Below are 18,764 nucleotides of genomic sequence, written 5' to 3'. Positions count from 1 at the left end.
TGCGTGATAATCGACCCGAAACATTGGGATCGGGGTCTTCATTTTTGCGCCCGGCTTCCCATCTGATCAGAAGCGCCCAACCCCGGGAAGGAACGAATTTGCGTTTGGCCCCTGTGCATATCATCCGCTTTGTGGCGATTGCGCTAACCTATTTCGTTTTTGGCTATGCCGGATTGCAATTCCCCTTCTATGGCAGCAGCGTCACCCTGATCTGGGCGCCTTCCGGGATTGCCTTGGGGTCTTTGATTGCATGGGGATGGCGTTATTTTCCCGCCGTGTTTGCGGGTGCGCTTCTGGTGAACCTGACGACGGCGGCACCGGTAGAAACCGCCATTCTGATTGCAATCGGCAACACCCTGGCCGCGACGCTTTCCGCGATACTGATCGCCCGGATATCTGGCCGCTCCCCGCTTTTGACCGCGCGCGGGATTTTCAGCCTGATCATGATCGGCGGGCTTGGCGGCCCGGCACTTGCCGCACTTTGCGGTACGACAAGCCTCAGCCTGACGGCAATTGGCAATTTTGACCAGTTCGCCACCATCTGGCGGGGCTGGTGGCTTGGCGATCTGGTCGGTGTAATGGTGATCGGGCCGCTGGTTTTGCGCCTGATCCATCAGAAATGGCGATCACACGGCTTTGCATATTATGGCGAACTGGCCTTTGTCTGTGTCGCCACCACCATCGTTTCCTCGGCCGTCCAGACAACCCCGCTGATTGCCAAACCGGAATATCTGTTCATCTTTGTCTCCCTGCCCTTTGTTCTGTGGGGGGCGGTGCGGTTCGGGTTGCTGGGCGCGGCATTGGTCAATGCCTTTATCGTCGTTGATATCGTTGTTTTTGCCGCCTTGGGCGAAAGCACCTTTATCCACACCTCAAACATGAATATCGGCCTTGAAAATCTTTACAGCTATGTGATTGCGGTTTCGGTCGGGACATTGTTGCTCGGTGCGGGCATCGAAAAAATCAATGTCATCACCATGCGCACCCGCGATGGCCGGATTTCAAGCGATATCCACCGTCTGCGTCGCAACCTGGCCCTGATTGTCGGCCTGACCGGTTTTTCGATATCGGGGCTGGCGGCATGGTACACATTCGGTCAGATTGATCACGCCGTTGACGTCCAGACGGAACAGTACCGCCGCGCCTTCGAAGCATCCCTTCGCGAAGAACTGGGCCGCGCCACCGACAGCCTGATTGCCGTGCGCACCCTGTTTGATGTCCATGGCGATGTGTCGTTTCATACCTTCAACGCCATGATCGGCCCGTGGGTTGAACGCAGACCGGGTGTCGCAGCACTGGAATGGGTCCCCTATATCGAACGCCGCGCGCGCGGTCTGATCGAGGAAAATGCCTCCCTCCGGGGTGTTGAAAATTTTGAAATTCGCAATCTGGTCGATGGCGACATGCGACGCTCCCCGGAACGCGATGAATATTTCCCGGTTTTTTACGTTTTTCCGCAGTCCGGCAATGAAAATGTCGTCGGGTTCGATCTGGCAAGCGATGAAATCCGCAACCAGGCCCTGCAAACCGCCATCCGTACCGGAAACATTACCCTGACCGAACCGATCCGGATGCGGCAGTCCGCCACCGCCGAAATCACGGCACTGGCCTTTTTAAATGTCCCGAACCGGCGCAATCCCGGCAATGCACCGCTTGGCCTTGCGGTTGGCGTGCTGCGTCTGACCAATATGATCACGCGTGCCGCCCGCATTGCCCGCCTGCCATCGGATTTTGAAATCCATCTGGCGGATATGGATGCCCCCGAAGGCCATCAACTGATCTATTCCAATCGACGCCCGGAATATGCGATCACGCATATCGTCAAGGAAATCACCTCCGGCTATAACCCCAAGGTCTCGACCTTTACCTTTGGCTTCCGCGACTGGACGATTGTCCTGCACGGGCCCGAAGCCCGCCTGAACGGGCTTTTATACTGGCAGCCATGGGCGATCTTTGTATTTGGTGCCACCATCAGCATCCTTCTGATGGTCTATCTGCGGTCCCTGACCCGCACCGAAAAACGGATTGTCGATCTGGTCTATCAACGCACCAGCGAACTTGATAACGCCCGTCAGGAAGCCGAAAACGCCATGAATCAGGCGCAACAGGCCGACCGCGCAAAATCCGAATTCATCGCCCATATGAGCCACGAATTCAGGTCCCCAATGACCTCGATCCTCGGCTACGCCCAGTTGGCACGCGATGCCATTGACAAAAACGAACCGTCCGAAACCATCCGAAGCTATCTTTCGACCATCAATGGGGCCGGGCGTCATGTCTTATCCCTGATCGGCGATGTTCTTGATCTCTCAAAGATCGAGGCCGGCAAACTGGTCCTTGAAGAAGTGCCAACCGACATCCACGCGATTTGCGAAGAAGTCGTTTCCATGATGATGGTCCCGGCACGCAATCAGGATAACCGCCTGCATCTTGATATCCCGGCCGACATGCCGCGCTGGGTGATCGGCGATCCGGTCCGCATCAAGCAGGTCCTGACCAATTTGGTTTCCAACGCAATCAAATTCACCAGATCCGGCAGTATCCATGTTGTCGTAACCCGGCAGGAAACCACCAACGGTCGCATGGCGTTCCGCATCTCTGTCCGTGACGAGGGGATCGGCATCCCGGTCAATAAGGTCCGCTCGATCTTCGAAGCCTTCACACAGGTCGATACATCAACAACCCGCCGTTTTGGCGGAACCGGCCTTGGCCTTGCGATCTGTCAGAAAATGATCCTGGCGATGGGCGGCACGATTGATGTCGAAAGCATCGAGGGCAAGGGCAGCACCTTCTGGTTTGACCTCGACCTGCCGCTGACAGACGCGCCAAAACGTGGCAGCGAAGCCGAAGACGACCGTCAGCTCGGCCTTGCCGATCCGGACAAACCGCGCGTCATGGGACGGAAGCTTCTTCTGGTCGAGGATATCCAGATCAACCGTATTCTCGCCCAGAAACTGCTTGAACAGCAGGGCCATGAAATCGTCACCGCCGCCAACGGGCAGGAAGCCCTTGACCAGCTGCTTGAACATGATTTTGACGCGGTCTTGATGGATGTGCATATGCCCGTCATGGACGGGATCGAAGCAACCCGCCAAATCCGCGAATTTGCCGACCCGATCAAGGCAACCATCCCGGTTCTGGCCCTGACCGCAGATACATCAAGCGACAATCTGGCAGAATTTCGCGCGGCCGGCATGGACGCGCACTGTACCAAGCCGCTCGATATCAAGGCCATCAATCACGAACTTTCCCGCCTTGATTACCGCATGCTCACAGAACGCAAACAGCAACTGACCGGCACCGGGGACTAAACCCGGCACCGGTCAGCATGCATTCAATATTGCGCCATCAGGTGTGATCAGCCCCGATACGAAAGCCCGATCATATCCGCCAGATGTTTGGCGACATTGGGCCCCGCGGCCAATATCGGCCCACCATCTTCAAGCACGTTGGGCAGATCAAGAAAATCATTGCACCAGCCCCCCGCTTCACGCATCAGCACAATCCCCGCCATGCAATCCCACGGATTGATATGCGGCTCGTAATAGCCGATCAAACGCCCGGCACTGGCATAGGCCATCATCAACGCACACGACCCGTTGCGGATGAACATGCCTTCCTCGTCAAGCAACTGGCCGATCACCGGCACGATCGAACTGCTTGGCAGACGATGCGACATGCCGATCCCCATGACACCATCACTGACAAGTTTGGCATCGCTGGCCTTGACCGGCTCGCCATTCACGCGTGCGCCATCCCCGATCACCGCGCTGAAAAGCTCGCCATTGCAGGGATGGTAAATCAGGCCGATGACCGCTTCCTTGCCGATCATAAGGGCAACCGAAATGCACCAGGTCGGCATCTGATTGACAAAACAGGCCGTGCCATCAATCGGATCAATCACCCAAAGGCAGTCATTATCGCCCTTCTCGATGCCCATTTCTTCGCCCAGGAACCCGTCCTCGGGAAAGGCATCGCCGATCCGGTCGCGAATGATCGCCTCGACGTTTTTGTCCGCAATGCTGACCATATCAAGCGCGTTGGTTTTGGTTTCAATCGCAAGGTCGGCGGCGTCGCCTTCGTAATATTCCATGGCGCGTTTGCCCGCTTCGCGGATCACGTCGCGCGCATGTTCAAACCGTGCTTCGATATCAATTCCCGAAAATGTCTTTTCCACTTTGTCCCTGCCTGAAACAGTTTTGCGATTGATCCGTTATTGCCCCGATACCACGGCCATGCCGCGTTCGGAAAAGCCGATGGCAACCTGTTCACCCGCGATGATCGGTGTATCGATCCGATGATCGATCACAAACAGCTCGCCAATCGGGGTTGCCACAGAATACTGCATCTGACTACCAAGATAGGCTGCATGCGTAATGTGACCTTTTAGCGACGTTTCAATGACATGTGCATCGCCCGCAATCGCCGCCAATCCGGTCAGTTGCACCGCATCGGGTCGCACCGCCACCCGGACCGGTCCCTTTGCCTGCCCGCGATGACGCAGATTGCATTGCGCGCCACCGATATCGACGCGCGCGTGATTGCCATCGATACTGATGATTTCCCCGTCAACCAGATTGGCATCACCGATAAAGTCGGCGATAAATTCCGATTGCGGCTGTTCATATAATTCGCGTGGCGTGCCCTGCTGCGCGATCACCGCCCGGTTCATCACGATGATCCGGTCCGACACGGCCAATGCTTCTTCCTGATCATGGGTCACATAAACCGCGGTCAGGCCAAGTTTTTGCTGCAAATCGCGGATTTCGGTCCGCACATGACGGCGAAGCTTGGCATCAAGGTTCGATAACGGCTCGTCCAGCAACAGAACTTCGGGTTCCAGCACCAGCGCACGCGCCACCGCCACCCTTTGCTGCTGCCCGCCCGAAAGCTCGGACGGCAGGCGTCCGCCATATCCGCCCAAGCCCACAAGGTTAAGGCCTTCCTCGGCCTTTTCCCTGGCCTCGGCCTTGGCAACACCGGTGACACTCAGCCCATAGGCAACGTTTTCGGCCACCGTCATATGCGGAAACAGCGCATAGGATTGAAACACCATGCTGACATCGCGATCCGTCGCCGGAAGCTGTGTGACATCCTTGCCCCCGATCAGGATCTTGCCCGTTGTCGCATGTTCCAGCCCGGCAATCATGCGCAATGTCGTGGTTTTGCCACAGCCGCTTGGCCCCAGAAGGGTGACAAGCTCGCCCGGATGGATGGTGAAAGATACATTGTCGATCGCGGTAACTGCCCCGTGACCATAAGTCTTGGTGACATTGTCGAATACGACCGAACCCGCACGCGTTTTCAGTTTCATGAATGCTTCTCTCTCAGATTTCCTGTCGATGTCTTGTCCGGTGTTGCCTCAACCCGGTCCTCGCGGCGCAGACGCCGCTGCCCGATCAGGCCGTTCACAACAAGGATCGCAGTCAGCATGACAAGGATCAGAACACTGCAATAGGCAATCGCAACGCCGTATCGCCCGTTTTCCACAAGCCCGATAATATAGGATGTCGCCATATTGTGATCCGCACTGACCAGAAAGATCACCGCACTGACCGAGGTAATGGCACGCACAAAGCTGTAAACCAGTGCGGCAACAATCGCCGGGCGCAGAAGCGGCAGGATCACACGCCGGAACGTGGTAAAGCTGTTGGCACCAAGGGTCAGGGATGCTTCATCAAGGCTTTTATCAAGCTGGCTCATGGCGGCAATCCCGCCGCGAACCCCCACCGGCATATTGCGGAAGATAAAGCAGATCACAAGGATCACACCCGTCCCGGTCAATTCGAACGGCGGCACGTTAAACGCCAGAATATAACTGACACCGATCACCGTACCGGGAATGGCAAAGCTTAACATCGTGCCAAATTCAAAGGCACTTTTGCCCCGGAAGTTTTGCCGCACCAGCAGATAGGCCGTCGTCAGGCCAACCGCTGCGGTCAGGGGTGCGGCAATCGCCGAGATGTTCAACGTGGTCCAGAAACTGTCCCATGCCGCCCCGGCCCAGACGATGCCATGCTCGCTCCAGCCAATGCCAAACGCATCGCTGTAATTATCCAGCGTCAGGCTGTTATCAAAGCCCCAGCGTTTGACAAAGCTGCCATAGAAAATCATGCCATACAGCACGACCGTAAAGATCGCCCACGGAATGGCGGTGAAGTAACACGCCAATCGCATCCCGGGATTAAGCCCGACATGGGCACCGTTATCGGCCTTGCCCGATACCGTGGCATAGGATTTTTTGCCCAGCCAGAACCGCTGTGCGGCAAAGGCCGAAAGTGTGAAGAACAGCAATATCATCGCCAGAACGGCAGCACGTCCGGCATCGTTTTGCGCGCCGACAATGGCAAAGAATATCTCGGTCGACAGCACTTCGTAATTGCCACCCAGAACCATCGGGTTACCGAAATCGGCCATGCTTTCGATAAAGGCCAGCAGAAAGGCATTGGCCAAACCGGGGCGCATCAAGGGCAGCGACACATTGACAAACGTTTTCCAACGTCCGGCCCGCAAGGTTTGCGATGCTTCTTCCATCGACGGGCTGACACCCTCGACCACCCCGATCAGCACCAGAAAAGAAATCGGGGTGAAGGACAGGGTCTGTGCCAGCCAGATTCCAGGGAGGCCATAAAGCCAGCGCCCTGCCTCCACCCCGAGCAGATCAGCAAAGAACTGCGTTACAGCCCCCGATCTGCCAAAAAGAAGGATCAATGCCAAACCGATCACGAAAGGCGGGGTAATGATCGGCAACACCGTCAAAACCCGCAGCGGCTTTTTGAACCGGAACCCGGTCCGCGTCACCACAAGCGCAAATGAAAGCCCAAGCAGCGTGGTCGAAACAGCGGTCAGAACCGCCAGAAACGCCGTATTCCACGCAACCCCGCAAACACCCCCGGCAAGGCAGCCCAGCCCCCAGATGCTGTCATCAAGGAAATTGCGGATAAAGGCCACGCCCGAAAGGTTGCCATCAATATCGACAAACGATCCGATGAAAATGCGCGCCACCGGAAAGAAGACAAACAACCCGACAAGCGCAATAACCGTCCCGATGGCGGAAGTAACAAACACATCGCCCCGCATCGCCCCCGCTGCGGCAAGACCGGTGCAAAGCATCACAAGCAGGCTGGCCGCAACAAACATCGCGCCATAGCCAAGCCCGTATTGCCGGACGTCAAGCGGACCAAACATCGCCTCAAGCCAGCCAAATCCCCAGCCGGAAATGCCGACAAAAAAGCCCTGCCCCACCAGATAGATCAAACCGCCAAGCCCGCATGAAATCAGGATACGGGCATAATGCGGATGATCACGCCCGGTCCGCACCAGCGCCAATGGCACCAGCAGAAACGCCGCAATCGGCAGCAGCCAGAATTTTTGATGAAGGGTCGTTTGCAGGATTGCAGGCGAATAATCGCCATACATCGGATAGCCGTCATACAGCCATTCCAGGGTCCAGAACCCGTATTCCTGCTGATACCAGGGTAAAATTGCAAAACCGATCCAGCCGATCACCAGCCAGAACCAAAGCATCCGGTTCACGAAACTCTCCTGCACGCCGAATTGGGAAGTCTGGTTCTGCCCGTCCGATGATCACACCGGACGGACAGAACCGTTAAGGCAGATCGCGCTTATTGCGGCGCGGTTTTGACTTCGTCATCCCAACGCGACAGAAGATGACGGCGGGTTTCCGCATCCCCGTATTTCGCGAAGTCATAATCGATCAGTTTCAATTCGCTCAGACGCGGTGCGCCATCGGGAATTTTTGACTCTTTGTTGGACGGCACCTGATAGCTGTGTGCGTCTTCGGCAATCGACTGAGTGCGCGGGTTCAGGGCAAATTCATACCAGATTTTCGCATTTTCAAGGTTACGCGCACCTTTGATAATGCTCATGGAACCCACTTCGTAACCGGTCCCCTCGCACGGCGACACCACGGTCAGGTTCGCCCCCTGTTTGATCTGGGCCACCATGTCATGCATGAAGGTAATGCCGATTGTAGTTTCACCAACGGCTGCGGCCTTGATCGGGGCGGAACCCGATTTGGTGTACTGGTTGACGTTCTTGTGCATTTCTTTAAGCAGATCGAAGGCTTTTTCTTCGCCAAAAATCTGCACAAGAGTCGCAAGTGCGGTATAGGACGTGCCCGATGAATTCGGGTTCGCCATCTGGATTTCACCCTTATAAGCCGGGTCTTTCAGATCTTCCCAGCATTTCGGGGCCGGAAGGCCCTTTTTCGCCAGAAGATCATTGTTGTAACCAATGCCGAGTGCACCGGCATAAACCCCGACCGTCCGATTGCCGGAATTTTTCGCCTGCCGCACGGCCCAGTCATTCAGGTTGCCAAGTTGCGGGGATTGATATTCTTCCGTCAGGCCTTCGGCGGCGGCCTGAAGATGGGGGTCGCCAGTCCCGGCCCACCATACATCCAGTTTCGGATTGGCAGCTTCGGCGCGAACCTGCGCATAAGCCTCGCCCGAACTTTTGCGAACCATCGATACATCGATGTCATGTTCCAGCTCGAACGCGGTTTCCATCATCTCGCACCACTCATTATCGGCCGAGCAGATGACATTAAGCCGACCGGCCGCATGGGCCGAACCGGCGGTCGCAACAGCCAAAAGGCCTGAAATCGCGACAGTCGCAAAAAGAGAATTTCTGATCGTCATTTGGGTTTCCTCCCGGTTTGCATTTCGTTGAATGCACACGTGTGCATTACCATTGCGCAAATCACGTGCTGGAATGATTTAATCATAAATTCCATCAAATGACAGAAAAATTCTATTTAAGGCAAAAAAACTCTCGCCATCCACGGATAACTATCTGTTTTTAAATGTAAAAATTACATACCCACAAATCGCCACCGCAAAACCATACGCTGCCCTCTGCAAGGCATCCGCCTTAAAACTTAACGCACACGTGTGCGCACAACCCGCAGAAACATCGCGAGTCAGCTGTCTTGCATCAGAAATCGAAGAAAAATCGGCCTGAAATCCGTGAAAAAGACCGTCTCAGGCCGTCCGGCGACGCGTCATTTCCACCGGCAGGATCAGCCGCTGATCCGTCAGGTCATCGCCCCGGATGCGCTGGCGCAGCCGATCCACCGTCATTTCGGCCAGCTTCGTCGCACTTTGGCAAACAGTGGTCAATTGATACGCCCCCTGCCGGGCGGCGGCAATATCGTCAAACCCGACCACGGCAATATCTTCGGGGATGCGCAGGCCCAGTTCAAAACGGGCCGCGTCCAGAAGACCCAACGCAATATGGTCCTTGGCACAGAAAATCGCGTTTGGCGCGGTTTCCGGCGTTGCCAGAAATTTAAGCGCGGCATTAAAGCCACCGTCATAATCGGCACTGTCGCAGACCAGCGGGGTAAAACTGATATCCCCGCTCGCAAGGCGCGGTGCAAGGCGCGAAACGAATGTTTCGCCCCGCACATTGCCGCTGAATGTACCACCCTTGACATTGAGGAACCCGAACCGGGTTTTACCGGTTTCAAGCAACAGGTCGGCGGCCATTTCACCGCCGCGCACATTATCGCAATTGATAACATCCGCGCCCTCAAGCCGCCCGGCGCGATTGACCAGAACGACCGGCACATTGCGTTTCAGGAAATGTACACCCACCTCGGGCGGCGGGCTTCCCGATGTCACGACCACCCCGGCCACCTGATATTGCAACAGATGCATCATCGATGTGCCCATCTGGGCGGGATCGGATACATCAATCACCAACGGACGATAACCGGACTGCTGAATGGCAAGGATCAGTTTATCAAGGAATTCAACGCGGAACGGATCGGAAAGCCCCGATGTCACCAATCCGATCAGATCGCTTTTGCGCGTATTCATCGACCGGGCGATTTTATTGACGTGATAACCAAGCCGGTTGGCGGTTTCCTGTACCCGCAGGCGGGTCGCATCCGATATCCGCCGGTCGCCTGATAAACAGCGCGAAACGGTGGAACGCGAAACACCGGCTTCGCGCGCAACATCGGCCGAGGTCACGATATGCTGCAAATCGCGGCCTGGTTCGGCCCCGTCACCATTTGCAGGCGTGTGTTTACCCTCGGTCATGCTCGCAATTTCCCTCTTTACGCCGTCTGGCCATGCCTGTTTTCAGTCTTGCAGCTCGGTCACACACATATCACAGGCCTTCCGGCCCGCCAACGCACACGTGTGCATGATGCGGGATATTTCACAGAACCGCCATTTATCGCAACTTCCTTAAAAACGGCACCGAACCGGCATTTCCTCTGTCAGTTTTCTTTGACCATGATCACGCAAAGACCCTATTCTGGATGCCTTGCATCGCCCCGCGACATGCAAATACCATCCGAAATTCGATCAGGAGCAAGAAGAATGGGTCACGCCACCACCGCAGACACCAAAGCCGTCACGACATGGACCTGGTACAAAGGCGAATGGCACGCAGGCAATCCGATGATTATCGGTCCGCAGACCCACGGCATGTGGATGGCTTCCACGGTCTTTGATGGCGCGCGCCGCATCAATGGCAAAATGCCCGATCTTGTTCCCCATTGCGCCCGTGTGCTGCGTTCAGCCGAACTGATGGGTCTTGCCCCGCAGATCACCACCGATGAAATCGTCGCCCTCGTCCGCGAAGGCGTTCAGAAATTCGATCCGGCGCTGGCACTTTATATCAAACCAATTGTCTATGGCGGCGAAGGCTTCCTTGCCCCGACACCAGAAAGCGCGCAATTCGTGCTGTGCATTTCGGTATCCGACCTGCCGGACGCGATCAAAACCGGCTTTACCGCCCGGAAATCAAGCTTCCGCCGCCCCTCGCCCGAAAGTGCCCCGACCGAGGCCAAGGCATCCTGCCTGTATCCCAATGTCGGCCGCGCCGTGGCAGAGGCCACCAAAGACGGTTTTGATACCGGCGTAATGCTCGATCCGCTCGGCAATGTCGCGGAATTTTCCTATGCCAACCTGTTCTATGCCAAGGATGGCAAGGTGTTTACGCCCGTGATCAACGGCACGTTCTTAAACGGCCTGACCCGGCAGCGCGTGATCAAACTGCTCCGCGAAGGCGGCATAGACGTCACCGAAAAAACCGTGACCTACAGCGAACTTGAAAATGCCGACGAAATCTTTGGCACCGGCAATTATTACAAGGTCGCACCTTGCGTCAAACTCGACGACCGCAACCTGCAACCCGGCCCGATAACCAAACGCGCACAGGAACTTTACTGGGCGTTTGCCGAGCAGAGCTAAAGCCTCGCGAACAGCCGAAAACAGAACGGGCCGGCATCCCCCCCGGCCCGTTCCGCTTACCAAATCCACCAAACCCGCCCTACTGCGTCGCAGGCACCACCGGAACACTGCTTCCCGCGACATAGGGATATTTGCCAAATATCGCGCCAACCGCTTTGCGCACCCCCTGATCGGGATTGTTGCGAAACTCGCTGTCGATACGGCCAACCGCCGTGCCTTCCCAGATCATCTGATCGGTGCGGCGGTCTACCATATCGACCGAAATCGTGCCTTCGGTATAATTGTCAACATATCCCGGCTCGACATACCCGGGCCAACCGACATACATCCCGCTGCGATAACCGTAATACCCGCCGTAATAGACCGGCGGTGATGTCCGGGTCTTTTCCTCGGTCTTGAGGTGATAGTTGATCAGGATATCAGGGGTGTTGATGTCAACGCGATAACCGCGCGCTTCAAGGGCGGCACTGACCGCATCCTCGATCCGCTGACCGTGCAGGGTGGCGTATTTTTCATCCGACTTTCCCGCGGACTCATAAAAGGCAAAGGTCCGATAACGCGAAAAATCGGCTGCCGGATCAGCATCGGTATAGACACGCGGCCCGGTCGAACAGGCCGCCAGCAGCACCGCCATTGCGCCCGCCATCATGATCTTGACCATCTTCATCCGGCCTTCCTTTCGGTGCTCGCCGTTTAAATGATCATTTCCGATGCATGGCCCTAACCAAAACACCGGAAATGACTGATTTTGTTTTACGTTACATCTTATCATTTGGGCAGATGCATGGCAGAACGCAACGAACACAACCCGCTCGCATTTACAGGCCCGTAGCATTCAGCCGCGAACGCAGCAAAAGACCAAGATTGCGGGGGTTTTCACCAACACGACGCCACGCATAAGCCCACCAATCCGCCCCAAACGGCGCATAAAGCCGAAGCCGATAACCGAGCGACACAAGATCCCGCTGAAGTGGCTGATTGACGCCATAAAGCATTTCAAACTCGAACGCCTCACGCTCCCATCCACGTTCGTCTGCGACCTTTGCAATATATTCAACCAACTCACGATGATGCGATCCGAAAACCGGCATAAATCCGGTAAGGCGCGCCTCGTCGGACAACATCATTGACGCCAGTTTCAGATAATTTTCGTCGATGTCGCGACGCCGGGTAAAGGCAACATGATCAGGCGGGGCCATCGACCCTTTAACCAGACGTATCATGGCCCCCTGTGCGATCTTGCGCGCCATGTCGGCTTCGGTTCGCAATAATCGCGCCTGCAATGTCTGGGCTACCGGATACCCTGCCTCAAGCAGCCGATCATGAAGGGCCAGCGTATCATCGACCATGTCGAAATCTTCCATGTCGATCATCATCCGGCAGCAGCGCCGACCTGCTTTCTCGCCACCGACGTCGCGGATCAAACCGGCAATTTTGTGGGCATTGTCATCCAACATCGCCGGATCCTGCATATAGCCAAGCTGCGATGGATCAATGGAAACATGAACATCCAAACCAACACGATCAAGCTTGGGGATCACGGCTGTAATTGCATCAACCGTTTCCGCCACCTGTGCCGGATCGGTCACATATTCGCCCAGATAAAAGCTCGAAACCCGAATACCCTGCTTTGCCAATTCCTGCGTGCGTTTCACGTGCCCGGCGCCATCCGTGCCGCTAACGAACTGTGCAGCCAGCCCGGTTTTCCGCCCGACCGCCTCGCCCGCGCGGCGCAATGGTTTGCTGCACGCCACTGCGATCATTGCCTTTTGCCAGAAACCCATCATCAACTCCGTTTTGGTCAAACGCAAAAGAGCAACCATCGGCGATAAGGTGGTAAACTTATTGAAGGAAATGACACCCGATCAAACAAAAAGCGACCCGCCGGACGACGGGTCGCTTGATATTTCACAGCAGCCTGAAAAAAGCGACTGCTTACGCGCCGAGTTCTTCACCGGCAATCGCACGGTCAATCAGCTGGATGCTTTCATCAATACCGTAAAGCGCAATGAACGATCCCATACGCGGGCCCTGTTCCTGTCCCAGCAGGATTTCATAAAGTGCCTTGAACCAGTCGCGCAGGTTTTCGTAATTATGGTTTTTGCCCACTTCGAAAACCTGGGTCTGGATATCGCCACCATCGGTGCCGGCATCAAGGGTTTTGAGCATATCGCGCAGTTCGGTCAGGGCTGCTTTTTCCGCATCCGTCGCGGCACGGTATTTTTTCGTCGGTTTGACAAAGTCGTTGTAATAGTTGATCGCATAGCCGACCAGTTTGTCGAGATAAGGCTGATTTTCCGGCGTTGCGCCCTTGGCATAGCGCGAAATGAACGCCCAAAGCAGTTCCGGGTCGCTGGTATTGCAGACCGAAACAAGATTCAGCAAGATACCGAACGACAACGGAATATCGCGTTCCGGTGCCTTGCCTTCATGGATGTGCCATGCCGGGTTCTGCAAAAGCTTTTCCGGGTCGGTTTCGGTTTTCAGCTTGTCGGCAAAGGTCAGATATTCATCAACCGTTTTCGGGATGACATCGAAATACAGGCGCTTTGCGGTTTTCGGCTTCTGGAACATGAACAGCGAAAGACTATCTTCCGGCGCATATTTCAGCCAGTCTTCCATCGAAATGCCGTTGCCCTTGGATTTCGAGATTTTCTGTGCGTTCTCGTCCAAAAATAGCTCGTAATTGAAGCCTTCCGGCGGGGTGCCGCCAAGCGCCTTGACGATCTTGTTGCCAAGTTCGACCGACGGAATAAGGTCCTTGCCCGCCATCTCATAATCAACGCCCAGCGCAAACCAACGCATCGCCCAGTCCGGCTTCCACTGCAATTTGCAACGGCCACCCGTGACCGGGGTTTCAACCAGCTTGCCGGTTTCGGGATGTTCATAAACGATGGTCCCGGCTTCAACGTTAAGCTCGGTCACCTTGGCCATCAGGACCTTGTTGGTACCTTCTTCGACCGGCATGAACGGGCTGTATGTCGCTCGACGTTCTTCACCAAGGGTCGGCAGCATGATCTTCTGGATCGCATCATACCGTTCAAGAAGACGCAGAAGCGCTGCATCAAACATGCCCGAACGATAGCATTCGGTCGAAGATTTGAATTCGTAATCAAAGCCGAAACTGTCGAGGAAATCGCAGAGCCGCGCATTGTTGTGATGCGCAAAGCTTTCATGGGTGCCAAACGGGTCCGGCACGCTGGTCAATGCCTTGCCAAGATGCTGCGCGACCATATCCTTGTTCGGGATATTGTCGGGTACCTTGCGAAGACCGTCCATGTCATCCGAGAAGCAGAAAAGTTTGGTCGGAATATCGGACATCTGTTCGAACGCGCGGCGGACATAGGTCGTGCGCGCAACTTCGCCAAACGTCCCAATATGGGGCAGGCCCGACGGGCCATAACCGGTTTCAAACAGCACATAACCCTTTTCAGGCTTCTTCTGTTTGTACCGCTCAACCAGCTTGCGGGCTTCCTGGAAGGCCCAGACGTTGCTGTTAAAGGCGGCATCACGAAGATCGGCTGTCATTTTTGAAACCTTGTTTGTCAGTTGTATCGTTGAATTATCTGGAAATCCGGCCACACGTGAAATCACCCGGATTCCGTGCGTGCGCGAAGCTATCCCCGCCAGCCTGCAAGATCAAGTCCGGATCGGGTATGACCGGGCTGCAACGCGCAATTTAACCGGCGCACCCCGTCACTTCTCCCACCCTGACAGAGAGGGCGGGCATAGTAACACGCAAAATTCGCGCGTCGGATCAGCAGGATACAGCAAATATAAGAAAAAAACCAAACCTACACCGACGGGTGGTTGAAACCAGCTTGCCGAGCGCTGATATGTCGTAACTGTTACTTGTCCGTGCAGTCAGGAACAAAAAAAGCCGCCGGGAGTGGGCGAAGAAAACTGGCGACGATCAAGGGTTCCCTGTCCTTCTTGAGGCGGGAGACCGCCTTGCACGGGAGAGAAATGATTGAACGAAACGTCAGACATGAAAGACTTGTCGGCGTCGCACACCGATGGATCGGGCAGTACGATGACCGCACCGCATGTCGCATTCGAGGAAGATCATCGATTCCGGCGCGTTGTTGAATATGCGCCGAACGCGATGATTCTTGTCGATGCCAAGGGTCTTATTGAAATGGTCAATGCCGAAACCGAAAAGGTGTTCGGTTATACCCGTGATGAATTACTCGGCCAGCCGGTCGATGTGCTGGTACCAGATCGGTTTCGCCATCATCATGCGGGCCTTCGCAACAGTTTCATCGCCGCACCCGGACCACGGCCCATGGGACCGGGACGGGATCTTTATGCCCTGCGCAAGGATGGCAGCGAGTTTCCGGTGGAAATCGGTCTGAACCCGATTGCCGAAGGCGACCGTGTACAGGTCCTGGCCGCCATTGTCGATATTTCAGACCGCAAAAGCCGTCAGGAAAGTCTGGAAAAATCCTTGCAGGAAAAGGAAATCCTGCTGTCGGAAGTCCATCACCGGGTCAAAAACAATCTGCAAATCGTTCACAGTCTGCTTGATATGCAAACCGCCAATGTGAAGGACGATCTGGCGCGTGAAATCCTCCGCGACAGTTGCAACCGCGTCCGGTCCATGGCGCAAATCCACCAGACCCTTTATCAAAACGAAGATGTTTCGCGCGTCGATTTCAACTATTTCTGTGATGCGCTGATCAATTCGCTGCTGGTGACCTTTAACACCAACCCCGACCTCATCAGGTTTGAACGCGATCTGGGTTCGGTGTCGCTTCCGATCGGAACGGCCGTGCCGTGCGGCCTGATTACCAACGAACTGATCACCAATGCGCTCAAACACGCATTTCCCGGTAACAGACAGGGCACAATAAGCCTTTCCGCCACCGAAATCGCCCCGAACCAGATCGAACTCAGCCTGACCGATGACGGGGTCGGATTCCCGGAAAGTTTCTATATCGACAGCAGCAGCGGGCTTGGCCTGCAACTGGTTGAATTGCTGACCGATCAGCTTGGCGGGACCCTTGATATGCACACCCGCAACCCAACCCGCATCACTATTCGCTTCACGATAAAGGATTGATGATCGCCATGCGCAAGCCGATCCATGTGATGATTGTCGAAGATGAACGGATCGTCGCACTGCATTTGCGTCAACAGCTTGCCCGGCTCGGCTATGACCGGACATCGGTCCATAGTGCCGGTATCAATGCCTTGAAAGCGATTGAAACCGATGCGCCTGACATCATTCTGATGGATATCCGCATCGACGGCGATATTGACGGCATTGAAACCGCGGCGGGCATCCCCGAACATCTGATGATCCCGATCATCTATCTGTCGGCTTATTCCGAGGATACAACCCTTGAACGGGCGCGCCAAACCCGGCCCTATGGCTTTTTGTTAAAACCGTTTTCAGAACGTGAACTGCACGCGACAATCCAGATGGCACTGGAACGCCGCGAGGTAGAACTCGCCCTTCGTGAAAGTCAGGAACGGTTGTCGCTTGCCATGCATGCTGCCCGCATGAGCTGCTGGGAGGTGGATGTCAGTACCCGCAAAATGCACAGCACCGGTCTGGCGCAGTTTTTACCCGACGAAAATCAAAGTGCAGAAACAATCACCGAAAGCTGGGAAGATTTTCTGCATCGTGTTGCATCCGATGATCGCGACATGGTCCGCAAGGCATTCGAATATGCCGTTCTGCATGGCGAATTCTATGACGTCGTTTTCCGCGGCCAGCAAAGCGAAGGCACCCAAAGCTGGTTCCGCGCACGCGGCAAGTCCTATATCAATGACCGCAAGGGCACCCAGCGCATCATAGGCGTGATGCAGGACATTACCGATCAACGTCTGACCAATGACAAGCTCCGTCAGGCGATGACAGTTTTTGAAACCACCCAGGATGGCATTCTGATACTGGACCCGGACCTGAACATCACCAGCGCCAACCGCGCCTATTGCCAGATCACAGGCGCAGACCCGATGAACGTTGTCGGCAGCCCGCCCTATATGATCGTGCCAGAGGCCTTCCCGCCCGCCTTTTATCAGGAACTGTTCCATACGCTGCGCACACGCCGCCACTGGCACCGCGAAATCGAAACCCGCGACATGTCGGGCAATCCGATTTCCATCATGATGCAGATCATCGCGGTCGAGGACGACGATGGTGTCCTGACCCATTTCGTTGCGATGATTTCGGATCGCACCGCCATCCGACAGGCCGAACAGGAACTGCATTATCTGGCCCAGTATGACGGCCTCACGGGCCTGCCCAACCGGCTTCTGGCTACCGACCGGCTGAACCGTGCGATTGAACGCTGCGAACGTACCGGATCGGTGGTCGCCTGCCTGTTCCTTGATCTTGATGACTTCAAGAATATTAACGATACACTTGGCCATGCCGCCGGTGATCAGGTTTTGCTGATTGTTGCGACCCGTATCAAGGCACTGACCGATCGAACCGATACCATCGCGCGCCTTGGCGGGGACGAATTCCTGATTATCCGCGAAAACATGCATAGCGAGGCCGCCGCAGGCAACCTTGCCAGCCACATCATTCATGAACTGCAAAAGCCGTTCTATATTGTCGGCCATGAACTGACATTATCGGCCAGCATCGGCATTGCCCTTTATCCCGAAAACGCCCATTCACCGCAGGATCTGATCCGGCTGGCCGACACGGCAATGTATGCCGCCAAGGATCAGGGGCGGCGCACCTATGCGTTTTATAAATCGGAAATGACCGAAAGTGCCACGCACTATATGACGCGCAGCCTGGAATTGCGTCGCGGTCTGGAAAAGGGTGAGCTGACCCTTTATTATCAGCCGCAAGTCGATGCAAAAACCGGTGAAATGACCGGGACCGAAACCCTGATTCGGTGGAACCATCCCCAAAATGGCATTCTTGGTCCGGCGGAAATCATCCCGATTGCGGAACAAAGCGGGTTGATTGTCGAAATCGGCCAATGGGTTCTTGAAGAATCCTGCGCACAGGCGCGCCGCTGGCAAGATGAAGGCTTTGATCCGATACGCATCGCGGTCAATGTTTCGGTCCGCCAGATGCGCACACCGGGCTTTGCCAAAACGGTGCAAACTGTTCTGGCCAATACCGGACTTGATCCGAAATGGTTGGAGATTGAAGTCACCGAAAGCATGATCCAGGACGAAGATATCATGATCGATACCCTGCATGAATTGCGCGCGGTTGGCGTATCGGTCGCGATTGATGATTTCGGCACGGGTTATTCGTGTTTGCGGTCCATCAAAAGCCTGCCGATTGAACGCATCAAAATTGATCGCGCCTTTATCAAAGGCATTCCGCAAAATACCGATGATGCCGCCCTTGCCGAAGCCATGATTGCCATGGCACGGACCCTTGGCCTCAAAGTCACTGCCGAAGGGGTCGAAACAACCGCCCAACGTGATTTCCTGCATAGGCAGGGCTGTAACGAATTGCAGGGTTTCCTGTTCAGTAAACCGGTCCCCGCCGAACAACTTTTCAAGTCCAGCCACTCAAGCACGAAAATTTCATAAAACAATCCCACCTTTTAT

12 protein-coding genes are annotated in these 18,764 nt (G+C 55.4%); 4 read left to right on the top strand and 8 right to left on the bottom strand.

The features are described from left to right. The first annotated feature begins 98 nt into the window (after window positions 1–98). Window positions 99–3,311 carry an ATP-binding protein gene (locus ABIE64_RS00750; protein ID WP_354376348.1) on the top strand — a complete coding sequence of 1,071 codons (3,213 nt, stop codon included), beginning with the start codon at window positions 99–101 and terminating at the stop codon, window positions 3,309–3,311. Window positions 3,312–3,358: 47 nt separating this feature from the next. Here the strand turns inward: ABIE64_RS00750 and ABIE64_RS00745 are convergent, their stop codons facing one another. The 5 genes from ABIE64_RS00745 to ABIE64_RS00725 all read right to left on the bottom strand — a co-directional run bounded on the left by ABIE64_RS00745 (window position 3,359) and on the right by ABIE64_RS00725 (window position 10,070). Then, entirely contained in the window at window positions 3,359–4,177 is an 819-nt protein-coding gene (locus ABIE64_RS00745) for an inositol monophosphatase family protein (protein WP_007090436.1), read from the bottom strand. 36 nt (window positions 4,178–4,213) lie between these two features. Next, window positions 4,214–5,314, bottom strand: coding sequence for an ABC transporter ATP-binding protein (locus ABIE64_RS00740; protein ID WP_354376347.1), 1,101 nt, complete (start codon window positions 5,312–5,314; stop codon window positions 4,214–4,216). Further along, window positions 5,311–7,527: an ABC transporter permease gene (locus ABIE64_RS00735; protein WP_354376642.1), complete on the bottom strand. Its 2,217-nt coding sequence runs from the start codon at window positions 7,525–7,527 to the stop codon at window positions 5,311–5,313. Before ABIE64_RS00735 ends, ABIE64_RS00740 begins: the two co-directional genes overlap by 4 nt. 98 nt (window positions 7,528–7,625) lie before the next feature. Next, window positions 7,626–8,663 (bottom strand): ABC transporter substrate-binding protein, encoded by a 1,038-nt coding sequence (locus ABIE64_RS00730; protein WP_114094576.1) that lies wholly within the window; start codon window positions 8,661–8,663, stop codon window positions 7,626–7,628. Window positions 8,664–9,005: 342 nt separating this feature from the next. Continuing rightward, on the bottom strand, window positions 9,006–10,070 hold the full coding sequence (locus tag ABIE64_RS00725) for a LacI family DNA-binding transcriptional regulator (RefSeq protein WP_354376346.1): 1,065 nt from the start codon (window positions 10,068–10,070) through the stop codon (window positions 9,006–9,008). Between the two features lie 285 nt (window positions 10,071–10,355). Here ABIE64_RS00725 and ABIE64_RS00720 point away from each other — a divergent pair, with 285 nt between their 5' ends. Further along, window positions 10,356–11,231 carry a branched-chain amino acid aminotransferase gene (locus ABIE64_RS00720; protein ID WP_354376345.1) on the top strand — a complete coding sequence of 292 codons (876 nt, stop codon included), beginning with the start codon at window positions 10,356–10,358 and terminating at the stop codon, window positions 11,229–11,231. Window positions 11,232–11,310: 79 nt separating this feature from the next. Here the strand turns inward: ABIE64_RS00720 and ABIE64_RS00715 are convergent, their stop codons facing one another. From ABIE64_RS00715 to ABIE64_RS00705, 3 genes are all read right to left on the bottom strand, one after another. After that, window positions 11,311–11,898, bottom strand: a complete 588-nt coding sequence (locus ABIE64_RS00715; protein ID WP_007090442.1) for a DUF4136 domain-containing protein — start codon at window positions 11,896–11,898, stop codon at window positions 11,311–11,313. Window positions 11,899–12,049: 151 nt separating this feature from the next. Further along, window positions 12,050–13,015 carry a proline dehydrogenase family protein gene (locus tag ABIE64_RS00710; RefSeq protein ID WP_354376344.1) on the bottom strand — a complete coding sequence of 322 codons (966 nt, stop codon included), beginning with the start codon at window positions 13,013–13,015 and terminating at the stop codon, window positions 12,050–12,052. 151 nt (window positions 13,016–13,166) lie between these two features. Further along, on the bottom strand, window positions 13,167–14,759 hold the full coding sequence (locus ABIE64_RS00705; protein ID WP_037991990.1) for a lysine--tRNA ligase: 1,593 nt from the start codon (window positions 14,757–14,759) through the stop codon (window positions 13,167–13,169). Between the two features lie 442 nt (window positions 14,760–15,201). On the opposite strand from ABIE64_RS00705, the gene ABIE64_RS00700 reads away from it, so the two are divergent. Further along, window positions 15,202–16,293, top strand: coding sequence for a sensor histidine kinase (locus ABIE64_RS00700; RefSeq protein ID WP_223305016.1), 1,092 nt, complete (start codon window positions 15,202–15,204; stop codon window positions 16,291–16,293). A gap of 8 nt (window positions 16,294–16,301) precedes the next feature. Further along, window positions 16,302–18,746, top strand: coding sequence for a two-component system response regulator (locus ABIE64_RS00695; RefSeq protein WP_354376343.1), 2,445 nt, complete (start codon window positions 16,302–16,304; stop codon window positions 18,744–18,746). Window positions 18,747–18,764 lie beyond the last annotated feature (18 nt).

The organism is Thalassospira sp. MBR-102, from assembly GCF_040549275.1.
GTDB classification, from domain to species: Bacteria; Pseudomonadota; Alphaproteobacteria; order Rhodospirillales; family Thalassospiraceae; genus Thalassospira; species Thalassospira xiamenensis.
This window is presented reverse-complemented; position numbering and strand designations above follow the sequence as displayed.